The sequence below is a fragment of the Endozoicomonas sp. ALD040 genome (assembly GCF_049275945.1).
GTDB lineage: Bacteria > Pseudomonadota > Gammaproteobacteria > Pseudomonadales > Endozoicomonadaceae > Endozoicomonas_A.
In genome coordinates this window covers 2,591,101-2,613,285 of sequence record NZ_CP184829.1, presented here as the reverse complement: position 1 = coordinate 2,613,285, position 22,185 = coordinate 2,591,101, and the positions used below count along the sequence as shown (strand labels likewise).

The window sequence follows — 22,185 nt, the reverse complement described above, 5'->3', positions numbered from 1 at the left end:
CTGGTCAGGGTCCCGTTGAAACTATGCGAATCTGCACAGTTTGGGGGTTGGTGGCCGTCTGGTTGTTCTATCAGTTCTTTTTTTATCTTCAGGCCCAATCGGTTATCAGTAACAACTAAACAACAACCACCCTCAGTAAATTCTCATAAGCTCCCAGGTGAGGCAGGATTGATAGCGGTACTTCCCGCTATCACCTGTGGTGGTTAGCGCCCTGTTTCTAACTCTGCAGATTTTTCTTGTTCGGCTGCTGACTATGTATCCGGGTCATTGGCTGGAAGGGCTCCCACTGCTGGCTATTCACCTTTCTGTATTGCCCTGTAATGAGCAACCCCAGTTCAGAGTTAAGTAGCCTGGTTATCTTCACGTGGGTTGTCGGCACACTCAGGTATTCAGCTACCCAATTTATTATCATCCACTGGTTAGCAACGAACCTGTTTTCAGCATTGATTAGCATGGTCGTTCTCCTGAAAAAAAACAGAAATCATGTAGGGTAGGGGTCAGTAAAAAGGGGTAAAAAGTCTTTTTACTGGTTTTTACTGATACCTACCCCTGCTATTTTTCGTTTTTTTCTTCTTCTACCAAGCAAGCCGGGTTTATATGAAAAGTGACTGAAGGACGGCCCCGGCCTTTTGACTCTTCCCGCACAATATAGCCATGTAGTTCTAACCACTTTACAGCCTGTTCTCGGTCCCGCTTCTCCTGCAGCCCTATCCACCTTCTACGCTCAAGGTCTGCCATTTTGAAGGGTTGCGGCAACTGCCCTATACGGTCCGCCAGTATCCGGGCCCCGGCTAATGGATCGTCGGCCAAGGCATAAACCCGTCTGGCGTGAGTCTCCAATACATCGCACCAGCGGATAGCCATTTCAACTGATGCCTTGCTGATCCGGCCTGTTGCCCCGTTGCTGATAACATGAAACACAAGGGCCAGTGCTGGCATTAAAGACGGATACTTACCGAGGTGGCTTTCCATCTGCAGGCTGACACCTTCGCCACTGATCCGGGTCATCAGATCAGAGTACCAGCGGTTAAACACTGCTTGTGCCTGATCATCAAATCGGATAGCGGGCCTGTCCTCTTCCTCTGGTTGGTATGGGATGTTATCCAGCCTTCGAAATACCTGATATGCCTGTTCCTTCAATGCCTTGTCCGGGCTCCTGTCGGTCAGCCTGAATGATCGTTTATCTGGATACACCAGCAGCTGAAAACGTTCTACAAGTCCATCGTCCCCGCTCCCGTCTCTCTGGGTCATCAACAGTGGCAGTAATCGCCCCGGTTGAATCCCTCCAAGCAATGACACTGTGTTAGAGGTTATGTAAACATCGTCACGGGTTACACGGTCATAGCTGTATGTTCCATCGCCGTTGAACGCTTCCAGCCAGAAAGCCCGGTCCTGTTGTTGGTCGTCCCGGTTGAGCCCTGCTATCCATCCGGCCAGCTCATCACGAAACAGTAGCAACCCCCATGGATTTTCAGACAGCAATATACCCAGTTTCTCTACAGTGGCGTCATTGACGATGTAACGGCGGCTGGCGGGCTTCTCCGGGTCGCTGCTGTCATCCATCAACAGGGCTTCAGCGGCCTGTAGATCCTTTTTCTTTACCAGTGCCTGTGCCTGTCGCTCTGCTTCCCTGGTTGCCATCTGGTTTATTTTCTCTTGCGCCTGGTAACGCTTCAGGTCTTCCTTGTGCTCTGCTCTGGCTTCAGCCTCCAGCCGGGTTAATGGCTTGGTAGTGTCTTTGATGACAGGTGTCTTTTTCTGGCTTGGCCTGCCAATACAGCAGCCCCACAGATTAGGAATGATTGCCCAGTCGTCATACTGCTTTGGTTTCACACTAACCTTTCGACCGATCAGACTCCCCAGGGCAGTTACAGCAGCAACAGCGGCATATTCAAAGGGGGCATTGTCCATTCGCTCTACCGTGTCCACCAGCCAGCCGGAAAGCTCCGGGGGGAGCATATCCGGTGTAATCTCCTGAACGGGTAGCAGTTCCGGCCAATCAATAGCGGGCCTGCTCCCACTGTCTAAACCACTCTGCCTGATTTCTTCCTGTATGGCTTCAGGCCGAACTACTTTAATGTTTGGGTGTGTCTGGTCACACAGCGCCATGCTGTAGTGAAGTGGTCTAATGACACCGGACACCTCGTTAAGCACAATAGTGCAACCAGTAACGAGGTTCATAATGGCAACGCGAAAACATTATTCTCAGGAATTCAAACTCAAAGCTGTAAAACTGGTTACTGAACATGCTCAGTCGCCTACAGCAGTCGCCAGAAGTCTAGGAATTTGTGCGACTAACCTCCGTCGTTGGGTTCGACTCAGTGAAGAGAAGAAAGAGCTGGCTTTCCCCGGCAAAGGCCATCAGGCCCTGACGACTGAACAGCAGAGAATCAAAGAGCTTGAAGCTGAAAACAAACAGCTGAAAATGGAACAGGAAATCTTAAAAAAAGCCATGGCCTTCTTTGCGAAAGACCAGCTGTAAGATACGCCTTCATACAGCGGGAGAGGAAGGCCTATCCTGTCGTAACGCTATGCAAAGCACTAAAAGTTAGTCGCAGTAGTTTCTACGAATGGAATAAACAACAGGCAAAAAATCAACAGATTGACCCGGAGATGTTTCGCCTGGAGGCAGATGCCCGAGAGATTTTTGCTCAATCAGGTGACTCTTATGGAAAAAGGTTACAGCATAGGGCGTTATCAGGCCAAAACCCTGATGCAACGGCTTGGCCTGCGGGTTCGGGTGGTCAAAAAATTCAAGGTGACAACCAACAGCAAACACAAACTGCCAGTGGCGGCAAACCTTTTGAATCGTGAGTTTTCAGTTTCAGCACCCGACAGAGTATACGTAGCTGATATCAGCTACCTCTGGACTCGTGAAGGCTGGGTTTATCTGGCGGCTGTCGTTGATCTGTTTTCGCGGAAAGTCGTCGGTTGGTCGATGAGTAACCGTATGACGACAGAGCTGCCCCTGGAAGCTTTGAGAATGGCTTACTGGGGCAGAAAGCCTGGAGATGGTGTGATGCACCATTCAGATCGTGGCAGCCAGTACGCGTCTCTGGAGTATCAGAATCAACTCAGGGAGTATGGGATGGTCTGTAGTATGAGTCGCAAGGGTAATTGCTGGGATAACTCTGTGATGGAGCGGTTCTTTGGCAGCCTGAAAAGGGAAAGAACGGATCATTATATTTATGATACTCGGGCAGAAGTAGAGGCACATGTTATTGATTACATTTTGTTCTACAACAATAACAGATTGCATTCCTATCTGGACTATATGATTCCAGTAGACTTCGAGAAGCAAAAATTGAAAAAAGCAGCTTAATCAGGTGTCCGTTTTTACTTGACCACTACACTGCCCCCAGCGATCCCCCACAGTTAAGTCAGCCAGTCAGGGCGGGTGGGTTATCCGCCTTTTCGGGAGCTACCCTAGACTGGCTATTCTGTTACAGGCTCGGGCCCGCGTCGTTCTTATCGGTAGACTTCTTTCCGGTGGCCTACCCTCACCACTTCAATGATTAGCTGAGCGTTATGTACTTGGTACACAATCCGATAATCACCAGACCTTACCCGGTAGGTGTGTTCTGTGCCTGACAGCTTGCGGCATCCGTCCGGGTGTGGATCATTCACCAGCGATTCAGCCAAGGCCACCAGCTTTATTACTGTTGCCTTGGGTAGCTTTCTGAGTTCCTTCTGTGCTGATTTCTTCCAGCTCAACACGAACCGGCTCATAGCTTGTCGGCTGCCTTCAGGGACTTGATAAGCTCCTCGTGTGATACGGTTTCCTCGTCTCGGCGCTCTGCCACTGTCGCAAGGTCTTCAAGGTCTTCTATCAGTTCCTGGTACTGATCCAAAGGCAGAACGACAGATACCCGGTTGCCCTGGTCATCGGTTATGTATTGTGGCTTTGGTTGTGCTGGCATGGTGTTATCTCCGGTAATTGATTAAATGGTACTTTTTGGATCTGTCCGTTTTACGTATTCCCTATTTTTTAACGCTGCTGGTGGACTGCCGGTACTGGTCAAGATCCACCAGCTTGCTAGCCTTTCCGTCGATGATCTTTGAGAGCCAAGCGTCATACTTGCGGATCGCTTCCCGCTTCTCTGGTAACTGGTCGTGTCGGTTGTAATGCCTGGTATCTATGCCTGTTTGGGCGTGATTCTGTAACAGATTTCTTTGCTCTCTGGTTAAACCGGCATCCACCATAAGATAGTGAGCCGTCCGTCGAATATCCTTGGCTGTGAATCGTTCAGGTGTTGGTGTGCCTGCTGCCTTGGCTTCAGCTTCCAGAGCATCACAGTAGCGGGTAAAGGCAGTAGACAGGCTATCAAGTCTTATGGGTGCGTTGTGGTTGGTAGCAAAAGGCCAAGGATAATCGGCGGTCAACTCTCGGACTTCTTCAATGATTGCCAATGCTCTATCTGTCAGTGGTATTAAATGCTCCCGATTACCTCCCCTGCCTTTAGTGTCATCAACTAACAGGGTTTTTCTGAAGGTGTCGTAACGATCCCAGCCAGAAGCCAGTAGCTGCTTTGGTCTCTGCCCTCCAGTAGCCAGCATGAAACGAATAAACAACCCGATAATTCTACCCAGCTTGTTGACGTTCATAACCTCATGCCACAGGGAATTAACTTCCTCAATGCTCAGAGTTCTATCTCTGGTCTTTTCAAAGTCTGCCTGTCTGGGAATCGCGGATACAGGGTTATGCTGCAGGTGGAAGCGGCTACCGTGTTCCAGCTGGTGCCGTGGATCATGGTCTGCCTTCAAGCCGAAAGCAAAGGCAGCATGTAAAAAGCTTCTGGTACGGTTAACGCTGGTGGTGAGTCCGTCCTTAATCATCTGTCGAAGAACTTCCGATATGTCCTCTATTACAACCTGGTGCACTTTCTTTTCTGCCAGTAGTGGGTAAGCCTTGGTAACGTACTTTTCAAGCATGTACCGGGCATCCTTAGCGGTAGGCTTACCCTGCCTATGAAGATTGGCTAGATAAGCTTCGATCAAATCAGACAGTGTGCCTTTTGCTGCGTCTAACTGATCCTGCCGGGCCTGCTCTGCTTTTGCTTGTTTGCGTCTGTTCGCCTGATCTTCAAGGTGGGCTTTAAGGTCACTGCCTTGCTCACGTCGAATGGTGGCGAACTCCTGTGCTCTGTCCCTACACTCTGCCAGTGTGTAACCGTGCCCGTCTCTGGTGAGTTTGTATTGACCTATCTTGATTAGTGATTCCTTCCCTTGATCCCTGTAACGGTAGTATGCCTCGATGGTGCCGCAATCTCTGCGCTTAAAGAAAAGAGTGCCATCACCACGACTGCCTATAGGCTCGCTTACTTTTCCCTAAAGCTTTTTCAATTGCAGGTCTGACAATCTAGCCATACTGACTTACTCCGTGTTTGGTCCCTGTAAAGCAAATGTGAATATTTGTATTTTTGGTCCCCACTTTGGTCCCCGTTTCTGTCGGACTGTAGAGGAAAACTATAGTACAGTCTGAAATCGTACGGAAATAATAAACCCAGTAAACAAAGGGTTACAAGCAAGATAAGGAATTATGTGGAATGGTACGGAATTAGTACTAACGTACCTTGTAATCAGTGGGTCCCGAGTTCGACTCTTGGTGCCGGCACCATATATAGCAAAGCCCGTAGCGTTAGTGAACACTACGGGCTTTTTGCTTTCTGAGCTTTTGCGCCTGCTAATGCGCCCTCTTTCCGTCGGAATAGGTCAACACTAGATTAGGGGAAGGTTATCCAGTGCCTTCTATCACATATACCCAACCCACTCTATACGTCTTAAAATGCCTTAACTGCTCAAACACACCCTGATACACTTCATTAAAAACAACCGGAGGATAGCTATTTTTTTGAAGCAGCATGATCAGCTGAACCCCCAGAACTGATTTGAGATTATTCAGGTTGCTCCAGTCTGGAAAGCGAACCTGCATCCAGCCCGATCTCAACACTAGATGCCAGCACCAAACACCAAGAAGTCGACGTACATACAGTTCATTTTTTATCAAACTTTGCCACTCCCATTCTCTTTATTATCACTTGTACAATGATCCCACTATTCAAGCTTTTCGCTCATATTCAGGCTTATTTTCGTGGCGATTCATTGCAGTTTGGGAGGTCTTGACGTGACAGGATCTGAGAGGTGAACAAAAAAGAACTATCCGAACGTGATATATGTACCAAATACATCACCCCAGCCATCGAAAAGGCCGGATGGGATATCCAAACTCAAGTAAGAGAGGAAGTAACCTTTACCGCAGGCCGCATCATCGTTCGCGGTAAGCTCCATGCCCGAGGTAAAAAACGTCGGGCAGACTACATCCACTATCATCAGAAAAACCAACCCATAGCGGTCATCGAGGCCAAAGATAACAAGCACAGCATGGGCTCCGGAATGCAGCAAGCCCTGAGCTATGCAGAAGCACTTGATATTCCCTTTGTGTTCTCCAGTAATGGAGATGGCTTCAAATTTTACGACCGCACGGGTAATGCAGATCAAACCCAAACAGAGTTGTCCCTTAATGAATTCCCTTCGCCTGGTGAGCTATGGAGTCGCTACTGCCAGGCAAAAGAATTAGACGAGCCAGCTCAAAAAACCGTCAATTACCCTTATTTCGATGATGGTTCCGGGCGCACTCCGCGCTACTACCAGGCAAACGCTATTAACCGCACTATTGAAGCCATTGCCAAAGGCCAGAATCGAGTTCTACTGGTCATGGCAACTGGAACCGGGAAGACCTATACCGCTTTCCAGATCATCTGGCGGCTCTGGAAATCTGAAAAGAAGAAGCGCATTCTGTTTCTTGCCGACCGCAATATTCTTGTGGACCAAACCAAGTCCAACGACTTCAAACCCTTTGGCCCAGCGATGACCAAAATTGAAAAGCGCCAGGTCAACAAAGCGTTTGAGATATATCTGTCGCTCTATCAGGCCGTTTCAGGCAATGAAGAAGAAAAAAACATCTATAAACAGTTTGATCCTGATTTCTTTGACCTGATTGTCATAGACGAATGCCATCGTGGTAGCGCCCGTGAAGACTCTGCATGGCGAGAAATTCTGGAATACTTTTCCTCTGCAACACACGTTGGTTTAACCGCCACCCCAAAAGAGACGAAGGAAGTCTCCAATATCCATTACTTTGGTGAACCTGTTTATACCTATTCTCTAAAACAAGGGATTGAAGATGGCTTCCTGGCACCATACAAAGTCATCCGATTTGATTTCGATATTGATCTTGAAGGCTGGCGACCACAAAAAGGACAGATCGATAAGTATGGCAACCTGATTGAAGACCGCATATTCAACCAGCGGGATATGGACAGAAACATTGTCTTTGACGAGCGAACCCAACTGGTAGCGCTGAAGGTTACTGAGTATTTGCAGAAAACCGATGAGTTTCAGAAGACCATCGTTTTCTGTGACGACATCGATCATGCTGAACGCATGCGGGAAGCACTGGTGAATTTGAACCCGGATCGGGTGAAAGAGAACCGCAAGTATGTGATGCGGATTACCGGTGATAACGAAGAAGGCAAGGATGAGCTGGATAACTTCATTGACCCCGAATCCACTTATCCGGTCATCACCACGACAAGCAAGTTGATGACGACCGGTGTGGATGCCAAAACATGCAAGCTGATTGTTCTCGATCAGAGCATCCAATCCATGACTGAATTCAAGCAAATCATTGGTCGTGGCACCCGTATTGATGAAGATCACGGCAAACACTGGTTCACTATCATGGACTTTAAAAAAGCCACTGAACGTTTTGCCGACAAAGACTTCGATGGCGAGCCGGTACAGATATTCAAGCCTAAGCCAGGTGAGCCCATTATCCCGCCAGAGGATGAACCTGAAAATCCCGAAGGAGAAGGTGGCGGAGGAGGAATAGAGGAAGATCCGCCGATCATCACTGATCCACCCAGCGAAATAACACCGGAACCTGAGCCAGAACCCATACCACCCGGAGGGAGCGATGAAGGCGACCCTGAACCACCGCCGGAGTCACCCCGCATCAAGTACCATGTCAAAGGGCAGGCGTTTAAAGTCACCAAATATCGAGTTCAGCATCTGGATGTCAGCGGCAAACTGGTCACCGAATCCATGCACGATTACACCAAACAGTGTGTCGTAAAGCAGTATGCCAGCATGGATGATTTCCTCCGCAAGTGGTCCGCTGCCGACAAGAAAAAAGCCATAATTGATGAACTGACAGAACTGGGTGTTTTCTGGCAGGAGTTACAAGATAATGTCGGCGAGAAACTGGGAACAGAATTGGACCCGTTTGACTTGATCTGTCACATTGCATTTGACCGGCCAGCCCTCACTCGACGGGAGCGTGCCAATAATGTGAAGAAGCGAAACTATTTCAGCCAATACGAAGGGGTAGCTCGTCAGGTGCTGGAAACATTACTCGACAAATACGCCGATGTGGGCATCGAGCCAGTGGAAGATATGACTATTCTGACAGATCAGGCATTTAGCCAGATAGGTGCGCCAATAGAATTGGTAAGAGCGTTTGGTGGCAAGTCTCAGTACCAGAAGGCGTTTAAAGAACTGGAAGCGCAACTGTATTATTTGGATAGGTAGTACCTTGATGCAATGACAAATGTTAAACATCCATCGTTTAAAGCATTCCTTGATTCACTGCTTACCAGCGACGATATTGTCAGCAAACTACGAACCCAGCCTGCTGACAGCTTTTACCGTGAGTCGAAGTGGCATACTATTGCCGACTTACTACAGCATTACCCTGAGTTACTGGAAGCCCTTAATGGCTACGCTTTCAAGGGGTGGGATAGCTCTATCGCCTTCTCCGACAGACAGCTCAAAGCCTGTTATTTGATTGATGAAGACTACATCAATGAAGGACGGGCGTTCGTTTTATTTAACCTGGTTGCAACAAGCTGGTTTCACCTGTCCGAAGTCAGCCATCAGGCCGTTTACTGGGAAATTTCTGAAGACCAATGAGTATCACGAGTACGATCAAATCCATTCAGGATCTTATGCGCCAGGACGTAGGGGTAGACGGTGATGCCCAGCGTATTGGTCAGCTGGTCTGGTTGCTTTTTCTGAAAATCTTTGACGACCGGGAGCACGAGTGGGAGCTGTTCAAAGAACACTATGAATCACCTATTCCGGAAGAATTGCGCTGGCGGAACTGGGCCGCAGACCCTGCAGGCATTACCGGTGACAAGCTTAAAAAGTTTATCGACAATGAGCTGTTTCCGGAATTACAAACCCTTCAACCAAAGGGTGATGATCAACGAGCCTTCGTGATTCGCAGTGTATTTGAAGATGCCTACAACTACATGAAGTCAGGCCAGCTGATCCGACAGGTCATTAATAAAATTCAGGAAAGCATCGACTTTAACTAGGCACAGGAACGTCACGCCTTTGGGGATATCTATGAACAAATCCTCAAAGATCTGCAAAGTGCCGGTAACGCAGGGGAATTCTACACCCCCCGTGCCGTTACCGAGTTTATGGTGAGCCAGATCGATCCAAAACTGAATGAAAAAGTCATGGACCCCGCTTGTGGAACTGGCGGCTTTTTGACCTGCACGATTGAGCATAAGCGTAAGCATTACGTTAAAGTGCCCGCCGATGAACAGAAGCTACAGTGCAGCATATACGGTGTAGAGAAAAAGCCTCTTCCTCACCTGCTCGCTACCACCAATATGATACTGCACGGCATTGAAGTGCCCAGCCAGATACGTCACGACAACACCCTTTCCCGCCCATTAACTGACTGGAAAAAAGATGAACGGGTAGACGTGATTGTGGCCAATCCGCCTTTTGGGGGCACAGAAGAAGAAGGGATAGAAAAAAACTTCCCGGCCAATATCCGAACCAGAGAAACGGCTGATTTGTTCATGGCGTTATTTATTCGCCTGCTCAAAGAGAATGGTCGTGCTGCTGTGGTCTTGCCGGATGGCTTCCTGTTTGGCGAAGGCACCAAATCGAAGCTGAAAGAAAAGCTGCTGGAAGAGTGCAACCTGCACACCATTGTCCGTTTACCCAATGGTGTGTTTAATCCCTACACCGGCATTAAAACCAACCTGCTGTTTTTTACCAAGGGGCAACCAACAGAAACCATCTGGTTTTACCAACACCCTTATCCGGAAGGTTACAAGAACTACAGCAAAACCCGGCCCATGCGGGTGGAAGAGTTCAAAGCTGAGCAAGTATGGTGGGGCAACGAAGCGGATGGTTTTGCCAGCCGGGAACAGAGTGAGTTTGCCTGGAAAATAGACTTCAAAACCATCAAAGCTGAAGCCGAAAAAAAGGCACAGCCACACAGAGATAAAGAAGCCGACTACAAGCAACAGGCCAACCGGCTGGAATCCAGCGTTAAGCAGCTAAAAGAAGATCTGAAAACCGTCTCTGTTGTCAGCAAAAAAGCAGCCCTGAACGAACAGATCTGGCAGCAAACCCAGGAAGCCAAAACACTCAAGGCAAAAGCCGACACGGAAAAGAAAGCAGCCGATGCCATCTACTGGCCAATCTACAACCTCGATATCGACAACCCTCATATCGGCGAACAAGTCAGTCATGACCCGGATGAGCTGTTGAGCCAGTACGCTGCTCAGCAGAAGGAAATGGCAGAAACCCGCCGTCAGCTGAAAGAAATTTTGGCACAAGCCCTAACTGGTAACACTGAGAAGGGAGTCAAATGATGTTAAACGCCGTTAGCGAAAACTTTGACCTCTGGGGCAGTGCTCACACAACCAAAAGTGCGTCCGGCCGAGGCAGTAGCAGCAAGCTGGATTTGCATGGCATTAAGAAATTGCGGGAGCTGATTCTGGAGCTGGCGGTTCGGGGAAAGCTTGTGCCGCAGAACTCGAACGATGAACCGGCTTCGGTTTTGTTGGAGCGGATTGCGGCTGAGAAAGCACAGTTACTCAAAACAAAGAAGATTAAAAAACAGAAGCCTGTTCCACCTATTACCGATAAGGAAAAACCTTTTGTACTGCCGGAAGGATGGGTTTGGGTTAGGTTTGGCGATGTGACGTTTAACCGCGATGCCGAACGGGTGCCGTTATCTGTTAGTCAACGCAGAAGCCGCCAAGGAAAGTATGATTATTACGGTGCTTCCGGGGTGATTGATTCAATTGATGGCTACTTGTTTGATAAGCCGCTTTTGCTAATTGGGGAGGATGGTGCAAACCTAATCAATCGATCAACTCCCATTGCATTTATGGCTTATGGTAAGTATTGGGTAAACAACCATGCCCATGTACTGGACGGTATAACAGAAGAATTTTTGATATATCTTGGACTTTTTATCAATGCTATTTCACTGGAATCTTATGTTACTGGTACTGCTCAACCCAAGATGAATCAAGCAAAGATGAATACAATTCTTTTTGCTTTTCCCCCAGAAGCGGAGTTCATTCGTATAACAGCAAAAGTCAACGAACTAATGACTTTATGCGACCAACTGGAACAACAACAAACCAACAGCATCACCGCCCACCAAACCTTGGTGGAAGAACTGCTAGCCACCTTAACCAACAGCACTACTGCCGATGAAGTGGCTGAAAACTGGGCCAGAATTGCCGAGAATTTCGACACCCTGTTCACCACCGACCACAGCGTTGACCAGCTTAAACAAACCGTTCTGCAACTGGCGGTAATGGGCAGGCTGGTGCCGCAGAATCCGGAAGATGAACCGGCTTCAGTACTGTTGGAAAAAATTGCGGCTGAGAAAGCGCAGTTAGTGAAAGACAAGAAGATTAAGAAGCAGAAACCGTTGCCAGTGATTACCGATGAAGAAAAGCCCTTTAATCTGCCCGCTGGTTGGGTGTTTGCTCAGCTTGAGGATATCGTGGATATTCAAAGTGGTATCACCAAGGGTCGCAAGCTAGCTGGAAGAAACCTGATTTCTGTTCCGTATTTGCGAGTTGCTAATGTGCAGCGTAGTGCGCTTGATCTAACTGTGATAAAGGAAGTTGAAATTCCAATCGAGGAAAAGGAAAAATACGAAGTTATCCCCAGAGACTTGCTCATTACTGAAGGTGGTGATTGGGACAAAGTAGGTCGTACATCGGTTTGGTCTGGAGAGCTACCTTATGTCGCTCATCAGAACCATGTCTTCAAAGCCCGAATCTTCCTCAAGGAACAGAGCGAAGACTGGATTGAAATGTATCTTAATGCTCCGTTCGCAAGGGCTTATTTTGCAGGTTCCAGTAAACAAACTACCAACCTAGCATCCATCAACAAAACACAACTCAGAGGGTGTTTAGTTGCAATACCACCTGCGAAAGAGAAAAGTCGCATCGTTTCAAAAGTTAATGAGTTGATGGGGTTTTGCAACACCCTAAAATCCCAAATCCACCAAACTCAAACCACCCAGTTACAACTGGCCAATGCAATGGTCGAACAAGCAGTCGCCTGACAGTGAGGCAAGGAACTCAGTATGGCAATACAACAAGGCATCTGGAAAATGGGCAAAACCTGCCCACTGCTCCATTGGATAACGAAAACCAGCTTGAAGAGCAGGTATTTCAAGATATATCCATTCTGAACCCCGACTGCTTGCTGATCGTTCGTCAGGGTGCTCAAACGGGCTTGGGATATAAGGGATTAAAGTCACTTGATATTGATATTTTATGTTGGTGCAGGATCTAGCAGGTCACTATAGTATCCTGTTAGTGAATAACACGCTGGCAGGTTGCCAAATAAAAAATCAGGCATAAATACTGAGGTTCAATGGTTTACGAACGTCCCTGGAAAACTTTCCAGCAACAACTGGATTTGTTGGTCTCCCGTAATCTGGTGGTTTCAGACAAAACTGCTGCACTTAATCATCTCCAGCGCATTGGTTATTACCGGCTGAGTGCCTACCTCTATCCATTCCGGGTCTTTCGCATTCAGCCAAATTTCCAAGTGGTTAAAGAAAACGAGTTTGTTGCAAACACACACTTTTCTGATGCCGTGAATCTCTATATTTTTGATAAGAACTTACGGCAATTGATGCTGGATGCACTTGAACGGATTGAAGTGGCTTTGAGGGTCGATATCGCTTATTTGCTCGGTGAGCGAGATACCTACGCTTACAAGAATATTGACCAGTTTCATCCGACGTTTGCAGGAAAAAATAAGCGACATGCTAACTGGCTGAAAAAATATGAAAATCTGCTGAAACGATCAAAGGAAGATTTCGTTAAGCATTATCGTCACAATCATGGTGCAGACTTACCCATTTGGGTTGCTATAGAGGTCTGGGACTTCGGGGCCATGTCGCAGCTGTTTTCGATGATGAAAGTGCCTGATCAAAGGAAAATTTCCTCAAAGTATGGGGTGACAGACTTCAAGGTATTTTCCAGTTGGTTACGCTCGTTGAACTACCTTCGTAATCTCTGCGCTCACCACAGCCGCCTTTGGAATCGCAATGTGATTGATCAGCCGAAATTACCCGCTCCGGGTGAGATTAGCTGGTGTGACCATTACCTTGGAAAGAATGAACTGATATCCAAACCCTTTCTGCTGATCAACATTGTTGCTCACCTGTTGAGTATTATTTGCCCTGCCACGAAATGGCACGACAGACTTATACAGCAGTTGGATGAATTCCCTGAAATCAAGTCCGACAGGAAGGTGTCAATAAACGATATCGGGCTACAGGATGGGTGGAAAGGACTTATAGGAAGGTAAAAATAAGAACCCCCGCGTAGGTTGCAAGCAACGAAGAGGCGGGGGCCGTGTTACCCGAAATACTAGCTCATCAGGTGGGTAAGTCAACTTAAAATCATTCAAAATGTTAAGTTTCTTTCAATACTCATTCAAAAATACCAGATGTTGTACGTCAGCCCAATTACCACCAAAAGCAAGAGTTTTATTGGGTTGAAGGTGTGAAGCCCTGCCGGTATCTCTGGTGCTAATTGCCCCGTCACACCTCCGTTGGGACGTTGTAGCATTACAGCCTGCAACAGAGCGTGCAAATATTATAGACAAAGGATGGTTGAACCGGCTTGTGTCAAGTTAAGTGTACTTTCCGGACAGACCACAGCACGACGCTAAGTCACTGATCTATCGTGTCCAATTAACTTATTTCTGCTCAATTGGACTTAGTGTAAAACAAAGCCTAGCCTTTACTTTACTCAGAATAAGAAGTAGAGGAGTGAAGTGGTCTAATGATATCCTGATGACAGCCACGAGTATTTACACAATTTGAATTACAATGTCGCAGTAAATTCAATGGATTCAGACAAGGGCCCCAGTAAATAACCGAGCAGCGTGCGTTTGCCTGCCAGAATATTTAGTTCAACGGTCATGCCGGGAATCAACTGATTATTTTCACCAAACCCTGAGCTTTCCGTCTCAATCATCGCTTTATAGTAATGCTTGGCCGTGACACTATCTAAATAGGTGTCAGCACTCACCTCCAGAACCTTGCCCTTTAGAGAACCATAAGTCGTGTAATCGTAAGCAGAAACCCGAACATTTACCGACTGACCGGGCCAGACTCTGGCTCTGTCATGTGGGGCCACCATGGCTTCGACCATCAGGGGAACGCCATCCGGGACTATCTCCGCCAATATCGAACCCGGTGAGACAACCTCGCCGATAGTATTGACATGCAGGGTATGCAAGGTACCCGTAACCGGTGCTGCCACTTTTTTACGGATCTCCCGTTCACTGGAAGAACGAATCTGTGCCTGAATCTGGGTAATTTCTAATCGGACCTTGTTGTAATTGTGCTGTGCCTCTTCACGAAAATCCGTCATCAGCTTGGTTTTCTTTAAGCGCAGCTCAGACAGGTTGGCATTAATGACCGGAATCTGCTTCGTTGACTGGTTGATTCTGGTCTCGATTTTCAGCAACACCATCTTTTTTTCCAGTTGATTATGAATCGAACCAGCACCCTCTCTGAGAAGCGTCGTCAATATATCTAACTGCTTCTGAGCGACTGCCCGCTCGTTTTTCATATCCTTAATGACCTGGTCAAGCTCAGATAGCTGGGCTTCCTCTTTGCTAATCTGTTGCCGAACAATGGAGATTTGTTCGCTGAGCTTTCTGGCACGTTTTTTATACAACTCGTGTTCGTTAAGGTAGTGCTCGTTATTTCGAGCCGTTTTTTTACTGGCAGTGATCAGTTCTTTACCCGTCATTTCCGCATACAATCGTTGCGCTTTTGCGGTCAGCCCTATGAGTCTCTGGTTCAAAATGCTGATATTTTCGGTCAGAGAAGGATTCATCACCGAAAACAACACCATGTCTTTGTGAATCCGTTGCCCTTCTGTCACGTGCAATTCGGTGAGAATACCGCCTTCGAGATGCTCAACTACACGGTTATTGCTGAAAGTAGTCACCCGGCCATGACTTTTGACAACCACGTCTATTTCGACAATGGCTGACCAAACCAGAAAACACAGGACAATAAAAGTGATGGTGAAAATAACGGAATAGCGGGAAATCGAACGAAACCGCATTCGGGTTAACAGCGGCTTCATCATTATTCGCTCTCCAACACCCTGATAACCACCTGGTTTCTTTGCTCTGTACCGGATTCGTCAAGTCTGATCTTGATAAATTCAGCGGACATACCTGCATCAAGAAGAATTTTTCGAACTTGAGAGATTCGATTGAAGGCAATTTCGTAAGAAACCGTTTTTGCCAGACTTCTGCTATTGAGCAAACTGATAACATGGATCGTTTTACCCTGAAAATCATCCATGTTTGCCTGAACCCAGTCTTGCAGCTCTTTGTTTGCGGCTTCAGAAAGCCGTGAATTGAAATCCTCGTACTTTATACGAATGAGTTTACTTTTTATCTCTGTGGATACCTGGCTCTCTAAATTAACACTCAGGGCTTCAGAAACGATTTCTTTCTCAATATCCGCTTCCACCGAAGCCTGCTGACCCGCTTCCTGCCCTTCGGTTGAACCGGCTGCCGCGTGTTCAGCTTCAATTGATGATTGCGCAATATCAAACCCCACCTGAACACTCAGCGCAGAAACGACCATAACCAACACAACAACCAGGAAAACAAAGACCAGCAGAGTGGTCGACAGAGCATCCACAAATCCGGGCCATGGGTTGCTTTCAACTTTTTTAGCCATGGTGCTCCAGTAGCAGGTGTGCGGGAAGGATATTGTCTGACTATCTATCGCCTGTCTGATCTGTTTCTTAATAACCGTCAACCCAAAGCTGAATGTAAAAAGGAACCATCCTTTGCAGTTTTCGTCTTGTGAGCCGAATAAGACTCTGAGACGTGTAGAGTCATTTTGAAAACGCGGGTAAGCAGCAAAAAAAACAGGACAGGCAGGATCAAATTTTATGAAACTAAAAAGTCTGCTTGGAGTGAGTTCATTACTGTTTCTCTCCCCGGTGAGTGCTTTATCGTTACCTGAAGCGGTTAACAAAGCACTGGCGATTAACCCGACCCTGAAGTCTCTGGAGTCTACGGTTGAGGTTGGAAAGGCACAACTGGACAAGAGTTATGCCGACTACCACCCGAAGATTACCCTTCAGTTAGAAAGTGGCAAGAGCAACAATTCAGACAGTAACTGGCAGCAAAAACGCAAATCATCCGTAACACTTAATCAGGTTGTATACGACTTTGGCCGGATTTCCAACCAGATCAGCGCCAGAAAATACAAGCTGAATTCCTACCAACAGGATCTTGATAACGGGCGTGAGCAGCTCGTGCTGCTCACCTCAAACACCTTTCTGGAGATACTGAAACTCGAGGAGGTGATCGGCTATATCAAGGAGAATATAGCCTTTTACGATCGTTTTCTGGGCATCCTTGAAACTCGAAATCAGACAGGCGCGTCCAGCAAATCTGATGTTCAGCGTCTGACCAGTCTGAGCCAGAATGCCCAGCTTGAGTTGATCCAGTATCAGACGGACCTGACGTTTGCCCGTAAAACCTTTAAAAGCCTGACGAACATTGAGCCAGAAAACCTGACAATTCCTTCAATGGACGGACTGGTAATCAAGCAAACCCCGAAGGAACTGGTCGAATTTGCAACAACCCGGAGTTATCAGATCCAGTCTCTCAAAAAAAACATTGAGTTCGCCAAAGAAAATCGAGACAAAGCCCGTTCCGATCTTTATCCCAAATTTAACCTGAAAATTGAAACCAACAGGGAAAATTCTCTGGATACCAACGGGAAATGGTCAACCACACAGGCTGCCGGTATCACAATGAGTTATGACATCTGGGACGGCTTCAAGGCCCGAAGCAATGTTGATGAAAACAATGCCAAAGTGATGCGGGCTAATCATCAGTTACGAGAGGCTACACTGGCACTGGAAAAAGAGGCAGAGGAAGCTTACAGCGCGATGTTGAAGTTAAAAGATGAGAAGGCCGTCAATAAAGAAGCACTGGAAACCAACCGTGAAATTGTCGATCTCTATTACAAAGAATTTGAATTGGGTGAAAAGACCCTGCTGGACATCACCACAGCCCAGGGGGATTACCACAACAGCAGAGTCCAGAGTGCCGTGTTCCGGTTTGAGTATTACAAAAGCACGCTGAGAATCCGTTATTACCTGAACGATGTCATCAATACTGTACGAAGTCTGGCAGACGAATCGGAATGATGCTTCAGAAGAAAAGCGAGAAAACAACGGGCAACACGGACAAAACAGGATAATAAGGACATGTCTGAGCTGCATATTGCCGACCCGAAAAGAATAGTGAGCTTCATAAGGCGAATGCAGTTTGTCGTCGTAGCCAGTCTGATTCTGGTGTATTTTTCCAGGGATTTTTTTATCACGGCACTTATGTCGAACCTGCCCCTGAACGGTACGATTTTATCGGTGTTCATAATCGGTTCGGTGCTCTGTTTCCTTTATGTGTTTCAACTCAAAGATGATGTTCTGGTGGTTGCCAAACTGGATGAGATCCTGTTTCAAAGCAAAGACGATCTGGACAATAAGAACGACCAAAGAGATAACAACAAGCAAGAGCAGAATGAACCCGTACCCTTGAAGATGCACCTGATGGGGCCAACCGTCACCCTGCTCAAAAACAACGTGGCATCTCTGGGTGTTATCCGACTCTCGGCCCCTGCAACACGGGCCCTGATAGACTCCCTGCAAGACAGTATGAGTGAAAAGTCCGCCTTCATTCGCTACTTCACCGATCTTCTGGTTTTTATCGGGCTACTTGGAACTTTCCTCGGTCTGACCATCACCATTGGCTCCATCGGGGGCATCCTGTCTGATCTGGCGGGTGGGCTAGATGGTGGAGATATTATGGAAACCCTGATCAAGCTGATCAGGGGTCTGGAAGGACCTCTTGGCGGAATGAGCACCGCCTTCGGTTCTTCCCTTATGGGACTGAGCACTTCGTTGGTACTGGGTATTTTTCTGCTCAGTCTCGACAAGGCTGGCCATTACTTCACCTCTGCCATGGAAAACTGGCTGGCTGAGCACACAGTTGAGAGAAATTCTAATGGTGGAGCGGCTGCAACCACCGCCACTCCAGTCCTGGGAAACGGGCAACTGGAGCAGATTACCACCCAGCTCGGCACCATCGCCAATACTCTGAAGAAAATCAGCATTCAGTCTGCAAATGACAGACAGTGGCAAAGCCTGATCGCTTTACTCAAAAATAACCACCTTGAGCTGAAGACTGAGACCTCTCAGCTGTCTGAATCCTTACTGCGAGCAGAACAACATATTGAAACTTCTGCCGAGCTTCAATCGAATCAGTTAGCCCAGACGCAATTGCAACTACAGGAATCAGAAAAACTACGACAGTTGTTCACGACTCAGACCGATGCCAGCACAGAAGCACTGGGGGCCGTCCAGGAGAGCAAGCATCGGCTGGTTCAGATTGTCAACGCCCTGCTGGATGAGCAGAGAGCGCTGGGGCGTAGTCATGTGAAAACCACTGAGCAGGTCTCCGAGCTAAAAGCGTTCATCTCGCAGAAAACAGACGCCTCTGCTACCGAACTTAAAGGCGTCTCTCAGCAGTTACAGGCACTTTCCGATAAGGTTCAGGAAGATAATCAGGACAGCCAAATCAGACAATCACGAATGGAAAAGATGTTCATCTCCATGTCCAGAGCAATTAAGGATGTAAGAGCCAGAATTAAAGGCAAATGAGCAATGAGAGCTCATCGGCATATCATTGCTCTGGTCTGGAGTCTGGCCGCTTCGGCTGACGAGAGTCCGGATTTTATTTTCCCGGTGGCTTGTCGATATGGTGTTGATTGCTTTATCCAGAACTATGTTGATCATGACCCCACTGCTGGCTTCAGCGACTACCAGTGCCGTCAGCAAACCTATGACGGCCACTCTGGTACCGACATCAGGCTGGTCAACCTGCCTCAAATGGATAAGGGCGTTCCTGTGCTGGCAGCAGCCAATGGCAAGGTTGTCGCGACACGAGATGGCATTACAGATACTTATCTGGACCCGGCAAGACGTGAGGAAATAAAACAGATCGGTCTGGGTAATGCCGTTGTTATCCAGCATCGGGACGGCTGGCGCACAATTTATGGCCACCTGAAAAAAGACAGTCTGACCATCAAAAAAGGTGACCGGGTTATCCAGGGACAGCCACTGGGTGAAATCGGCCTGTCCGGATTAACCGAATTTCCCCATGTTCATTTTCAGGTGACACATCACAATAAGACGATCGACCCGTTCATAGGAAAACCGGACAGAGGCAAATGTGGGGATACCCTCAACAGTCAGTGGCTCGGGATCGCAGGCAACAAGATAGTCTACTTCCCGGGTTGGCTGTTGGATCATGGTTTCAGTCATACCCCCCCGGACAACTACCAGGCGATTGAAACCGGAAATTTTAATGACGGTTCGGGTGACAAAAACCCGCGCCTGTTTTTTTGGGTTCGATTCATCGGGCTGTCAATGGGTGATCAGGTAACATTAAGTTTCGTTGCACCCAATGGCGAACTGATCAGGCAGCATACCTTCCCGAAGCTGAAATCAGGCAAGGCACAGCAATTTTATTACATCGGCATTAATAATCCGGCTATCCAGCCGGGTCAAGCGGGTCGCTGGCAGGGAAAAGTCAGACTGAAACGCACCTCGCTCCCTCCCATTAAAAGAGCTTTTGATTATGCAGTCGGTGCTGATGATGTTGCTGACCGCTGATAATTCAGCTCTTTCAGCACTCGACTGCGACTGTCGTCACCGATAATACGACCTTCGGATATCACGATAATCCGGTCCACCAATTGCAGCAGGTTTTGCCGGTGCGTGATAAGAATCAGTGTCTGGTCGTCCTTCAGGATGCCCGGAAGACGCTGACAGAATAGTGTTTCGTTATAATTGTCATAGGCACTGGTTGGTTCATCAAGGATCAGTAAACGACTCTGACGCACTAGCGCACGAGCCAGGCAAAGCGCCTGTCGTTGACCACCGGAGAGATTCTCGCCCCGTTCCATGATTTCATGGGCGTAGCCCCGGGAGCACTTCTGAACAAATCCATCCAGACAAGCCCCATGACAGGCTTCGTCCAGCTTTTTAGTAGATGCTGCACGCTGTCCGAGCATCAGGTTACTTTTCAGTGTTCCGGCGAACACACTAGGCTTCTGCGGTGCCACAGCATAATGGCTGCGGTAATGATCCAGGTTAAGATGCTGCAGATTGCGACCGTCGATCATAACATTACCTTCAGTCGGCTCCACCAGTCCCTGAATCATGCGGATGAGCGTACTCTTCCCTGAGCCGGAAGCCCCCAGTATCGCGACTCGTTCCCCCGGCTCGATCTTCAGACTGATATTTTTCAAAATCTCTGGTTCTGTGGCTTTATATCGATAGGACACTTTATCGAATTCAATCAGTCCTTTCAGGGTTGGAACATTGAGTTTATCGTTGAGGTCATCCTCTCCTGCCAGACCTAACAGTTCGTTAATCTCTTTTAGCGCCTTGATGGAGAAGCTCAGGCGATTCACTGCCATGGCCAGACTCATCAATGGCGCAACAGCCCTGCTTCCAAGAATAATGCAGGCAAACAGGGAGCCAGAAGAAAGGTTACCGCTATGTATCTGGAATACACCCACAATAAGCATACCGATGACCACACTCTGGCTGGCACTTGCCACCAGCGTGTTTAGCAAAACATTAGACTGTTTACTGGCCTGCGATGCCCAGGCAGAAAGGGTTACCAGACTTCGCCAGCGCGCCTGAGTCTTGCGTGTTGCACCGAGTGTTTTAATCGCTTCCAGCTCTGAGCTGACTTCATAGAGAAAAGCACTTTTGGCATTATTGGCCCGGGTCAGCTGACTGGCACGATGTCGTGTACTTCGATAACTGTATATCGCAATCGGTATCAGACAGGCCGCAATGCCAAGAGGAATGAGTGCCATGACGCCACTGATCAATCCTATTACCAGTGTAAACAGAATAAAAAATGGCGCATCCAGTAGTGATAACACTATCGTTCCGGACAGAAATTCCTTAACCCGGGCAAAATTTTCCACGGCATGGGTAATGCGACCCGCAGAGTCCGGCAGTTCACTTTGTTTCAACTGAAGAAGACGCCCCATGATGAACTGTTCGCTGCGTTTTTCAATAATCCGGCAGGCGTCATCGACAAAATAAGTGCGAAGCCAGCGCAAGACAAAATCAAAGATAACCACTACCAGCATACCCATCCCCAGAACCAGGAGCGTATCTGTAGCAAAGGTTGGGATGAGTTTATCGAACACCATGTTGGTGAATAACGGTAGCGCCAGAGTCAGCAGATTGACCACCACGGTCGCCAGCAATACCTGGGCGTAGTGAGGTCGGAGTTCGTTCATCTGTGTGCGAAACCAGGAAGGCATCAATAGCTTGCTGGCAGTGGCTTTTTCCTTGTGTTCACTGAAACAGAAAATCGTGCCGGTATAAACCGATGACAATCGCGACAAAGACAGCCATAACCCCAGAGGGTACTTTCGTGACGCCACAAAATACTCACCGTTGCGAATTTCGGTGATAGTCATGAATTTTTTTTTCTTTAACTGAATGATGCAGGGTAAGTCATCTTCTGTAATATCAATGAGTTCGCTGTGTTTTTTCCTCATGTCCAGGCCACAGTAGGCGGCGGCCTGTTTAAGACGCCAATGATCAAACTCCTGACCTTCCCGTGTGAGCGCCTCTAAATCCTCACTGACAACATCGGCACCCATATAATGGCAAACGCTGAGGAAACAATCTTTGAGGTGAAATTTAAGCATACGAGGCGCTCTTTTATTTATCCTGGCGCCCTCTG

General features: G+C 47.8%; 18 protein-coding genes and 2 pseudogenes. 11 read left to right on the top strand and 9 right to left on the bottom strand.

Features of this window, described 5'->3' with window-relative positions:
* Positions 1–217: 217 nt before the first annotated feature.
* Positions 218–454 (bottom strand): hypothetical protein, encoded by a 237-nt coding sequence (locus tag ACOJUN_RS09130; RefSeq protein WP_422136324.1) that lies wholly within the window; start codon positions 452–454, stop codon positions 218–220.
* Positions 455–552: 98 nt separating this feature from the next.
* On the bottom strand, positions 553–2,181 hold the full coding sequence (locus tag ACOJUN_RS09125; protein WP_422136323.1) for a YfjI family protein: 1,629 nt from the start codon (positions 2,179–2,181) through the stop codon (positions 553–555).
* A 1-nt stretch (position 2,182) separates the two neighbouring features.
* Here ACOJUN_RS09125 and ACOJUN_RS09120 point away from each other — a divergent pair.
* Positions 2,183–3,322: pseudogene (locus ACOJUN_RS09120) on the top strand (IS3 family transposase).
* 146 nt (positions 3,323–3,468) lie between these two features.
* Here ACOJUN_RS09120 and ACOJUN_RS09115 read toward each other — a convergent pair.
* The 4 genes from ACOJUN_RS09115 to ACOJUN_RS09100 form a co-directional block, all read right to left on the bottom strand.
* Positions 3,469–3,717 (bottom strand): type II toxin-antitoxin system RelE family toxin, encoded by a 249-nt coding sequence (locus ACOJUN_RS09115; protein ID WP_422136322.1) that lies wholly within the window; start codon positions 3,715–3,717, stop codon positions 3,469–3,471.
* Positions 3,718–3,725: 8 nt separating this feature from the next.
* The gene (locus ACOJUN_RS09110; RefSeq protein WP_422136321.1) at positions 3,726–3,920 is read right to left on the bottom strand and encodes a hypothetical protein; all 195 of its coding nucleotides are present in this window, start codon (positions 3,918–3,920) and stop codon (positions 3,726–3,728) included.
* 61 nt (positions 3,921–3,981) lie between these two features.
* A complete protein-coding gene (locus ACOJUN_RS09105) occupies positions 3,982–4,998 on the bottom strand; it encodes a tyrosine-type recombinase/integrase (RefSeq protein ID WP_422136320.1) in 1,017 nt (338 codons plus the stop codon).
* 736 nt (positions 4,999–5,734) lie between these two features.
* A complete protein-coding gene (locus ACOJUN_RS09100; protein ID WP_422137057.1) occupies positions 5,735–5,932 on the bottom strand; it encodes a type I restriction enzyme endonuclease domain-containing protein in 198 nt (65 codons plus the stop codon).
* A gap of 209 nt (positions 5,933–6,141) precedes the next feature.
* On the opposite strand from ACOJUN_RS09100, the gene hsdR reads away from it, so the two are divergent.
* From hsdR to ACOJUN_RS09065, 7 genes and pseudogenes are all read left to right on the top strand, one after another.
* Positions 6,142–8,589: an EcoAI/FtnUII family type I restriction enzme subunit R gene (gene hsdR / locus ACOJUN_RS09095; RefSeq protein ID WP_422136319.1), complete on the top strand. Its 2,448-nt coding sequence runs from the start codon at positions 6,142–6,144 to the stop codon at positions 8,587–8,589.
* A 12-nt stretch (positions 8,590–8,601) separates the two neighbouring features.
* Positions 8,602–8,970 carry a hypothetical protein gene (locus tag ACOJUN_RS09090; RefSeq protein WP_422136318.1) on the top strand — a complete coding sequence of 123 codons (369 nt, stop codon included), beginning with the start codon at positions 8,602–8,604 and terminating at the stop codon, positions 8,968–8,970.
* Entirely contained in the window at positions 8,967–9,377 is a 411-nt protein-coding gene (locus ACOJUN_RS09085) for a type I restriction-modification system subunit M N-terminal domain-containing protein (protein ID WP_422136317.1), read from the top strand. The genes ACOJUN_RS09090 and ACOJUN_RS09085 overlap by 4 nt, the downstream gene beginning before the upstream one ends.
* Positions 9,378–9,395: 18 nt before the next feature.
* Positions 9,396–10,679: pseudogene (locus ACOJUN_RS09080) on the top strand (N-6 DNA methylase); the annotation flags it as partial.
* On the top strand, positions 10,676–12,400 hold the full coding sequence (locus tag ACOJUN_RS09075) for a restriction endonuclease subunit S (protein WP_422136316.1): 1,725 nt from the start codon (positions 10,676–10,678) through the stop codon (positions 12,398–12,400). The pseudogene ACOJUN_RS09080 and the gene ACOJUN_RS09075, both read left to right, overlap by 4 nt.
* 2 nt (positions 12,401–12,402) lie before the next feature.
* Positions 12,403–12,633: a hypothetical protein gene (locus ACOJUN_RS09070; protein ID WP_422136315.1), complete on the top strand. Its 231-nt coding sequence runs from the start codon at positions 12,403–12,405 to the stop codon at positions 12,631–12,633.
* Between the two features lie 81 nt (positions 12,634–12,714).
* Entirely contained in the window at positions 12,715–13,659 is a 945-nt protein-coding gene (locus ACOJUN_RS09065) for an Abi family protein (RefSeq protein WP_422136314.1), read from the top strand.
* Between the two features lie 521 nt (positions 13,660–14,180).
* Here the strand turns inward: ACOJUN_RS09065 and ACOJUN_RS09060 are convergent.
* Both ACOJUN_RS09060 and ACOJUN_RS09055 read right to left on the bottom strand, forming a co-directional pair.
* Positions 14,181–15,461, bottom strand: a complete 1,281-nt coding sequence (locus ACOJUN_RS09060; protein ID WP_422136313.1) for an HlyD family type I secretion periplasmic adaptor subunit — start codon at positions 15,459–15,461, stop codon at positions 14,181–14,183.
* Positions 15,461–16,066, bottom strand: a complete 606-nt coding sequence (locus ACOJUN_RS09055; RefSeq protein WP_422136312.1) for a hypothetical protein — start codon at positions 16,064–16,066, stop codon at positions 15,461–15,463. Before ACOJUN_RS09055 ends, ACOJUN_RS09060 begins: the two co-directional genes overlap by 1 nt.
* Before the next feature lie 217 nt (positions 16,067–16,283).
* Here ACOJUN_RS09055 and ACOJUN_RS09050 point away from each other — a divergent pair, with 217 nt between their 5' ends.
* Genes ACOJUN_RS09050 through ACOJUN_RS09040 form a run of 3 tightly spaced genes read left to right on the top strand, consistent with a single transcriptional unit; the run spans position 16,284 to position 20,081 of the window.
* On the top strand, positions 16,284–17,555 hold the full coding sequence (locus tag ACOJUN_RS09050; RefSeq protein WP_422136311.1) for a TolC family protein: 1,272 nt from the start codon (positions 16,284–16,286) through the stop codon (positions 17,553–17,555).
* A gap of 60 nt (positions 17,556–17,615) precedes the next feature.
* A complete protein-coding gene (locus ACOJUN_RS09045; RefSeq protein WP_422136310.1) occupies positions 17,616–19,067 on the top strand; it encodes a hypothetical protein in 1,452 nt (483 codons plus the stop codon).
* Positions 19,068–19,070: 3 nt separating this feature from the next.
* A complete protein-coding gene (locus tag ACOJUN_RS09040; protein ID WP_422136309.1) occupies positions 19,071–20,081 on the top strand; it encodes a M23 family metallopeptidase in 1,011 nt (336 codons plus the stop codon).
* Here ACOJUN_RS09040 and ACOJUN_RS09035 read toward each other — a convergent pair.
* The gene (locus ACOJUN_RS09035) at positions 20,045–22,150 is read right to left on the bottom strand and encodes a peptidase domain-containing ABC transporter (protein ID WP_422136308.1); all 2,106 of its coding nucleotides are present in this window, start codon (positions 22,148–22,150) and stop codon (positions 20,045–20,047) included. The two genes, ACOJUN_RS09040 and ACOJUN_RS09035, sit on opposite strands and share 37 nt — an antisense overlap.
* Between the last annotated feature and the right edge of the window lie 35 nt (positions 22,151–22,185).

Excerpts from the sequence above, each read along its gene's own strand:
- ACOJUN_RS09060 (WP_422136313.1), bottom strand. The coding sequence starts at position 15,461 with ATGATGAAGCCGCTGTTAACCCGAATGCGGTTTCGTTCGATTTCCCGC.
- ACOJUN_RS09125 (WP_422136323.1), bottom strand. The coding sequence starts at position 2,181 with ATGAACCTCGTTACTGGTTGCACTATTGTGCTTAACGAGGTGTCCGGT.
- ACOJUN_RS09040 (WP_422136309.1), top strand. The coding sequence starts at position 19,071 with ATGAGAGCTCATCGGCATATCATTGCTCTGGTCTGGAGTCTGGCCGCT.
- ACOJUN_RS09075 (WP_422136316.1), top strand. The coding sequence starts at position 10,676 with ATGATGTTAAACGCCGTTAGCGAAAACTTTGACCTCTGGGGCAGTGCT.
- ACOJUN_RS09050 (WP_422136311.1), top strand. The coding sequence starts at position 16,284 with ATGAAACTAAAAAGTCTGCTTGGAGTGAGTTCATTACTGTTTCTCTCC.
- ACOJUN_RS09100 (WP_422137057.1), bottom strand. The coding sequence starts at position 5,932 with ATGCAGGTTCGCTTTCCAGACTGGAGCAACCTGAATAATCTCAAATCA.
- ACOJUN_RS09045 (WP_422136310.1), top strand. The coding sequence starts at position 17,616 with ATGTCTGAGCTGCATATTGCCGACCCGAAAAGAATAGTGAGCTTCATA.
- ACOJUN_RS09110 (WP_422136321.1), bottom strand. The coding sequence starts at position 3,920 with ATGCCAGCACAACCAAAGCCACAATACATAACCGATGACCAGGGCAAC.
- ACOJUN_RS09130 (WP_422136324.1), bottom strand. The coding sequence starts at position 454 with ATGCTAATCAATGCTGAAAACAGGTTCGTTGCTAACCAGTGGATGATA.
- ACOJUN_RS09065 (WP_422136314.1), top strand. The coding sequence starts at position 12,715 with ATGGTTTACGAACGTCCCTGGAAAACTTTCCAGCAACAACTGGATTTG.
- ACOJUN_RS09055 (WP_422136312.1), bottom strand. The coding sequence starts at position 16,066 with ATGGCTAAAAAAGTTGAAAGCAACCCATGGCCCGGATTTGTGGATGCT.
- ACOJUN_RS09090 (WP_422136318.1), top strand. The coding sequence starts at position 8,602 with ATGACAAATGTTAAACATCCATCGTTTAAAGCATTCCTTGATTCACTG.
- ACOJUN_RS09035 (WP_422136308.1), bottom strand. The coding sequence starts at position 22,150 with ATGCTTAAATTTCACCTCAAAGATTGTTTCCTCAGCGTTTGCCATTAT.
- ACOJUN_RS09085 (WP_422136317.1), top strand. The coding sequence starts at position 8,967 with ATGAGTATCACGAGTACGATCAAATCCATTCAGGATCTTATGCGCCAG.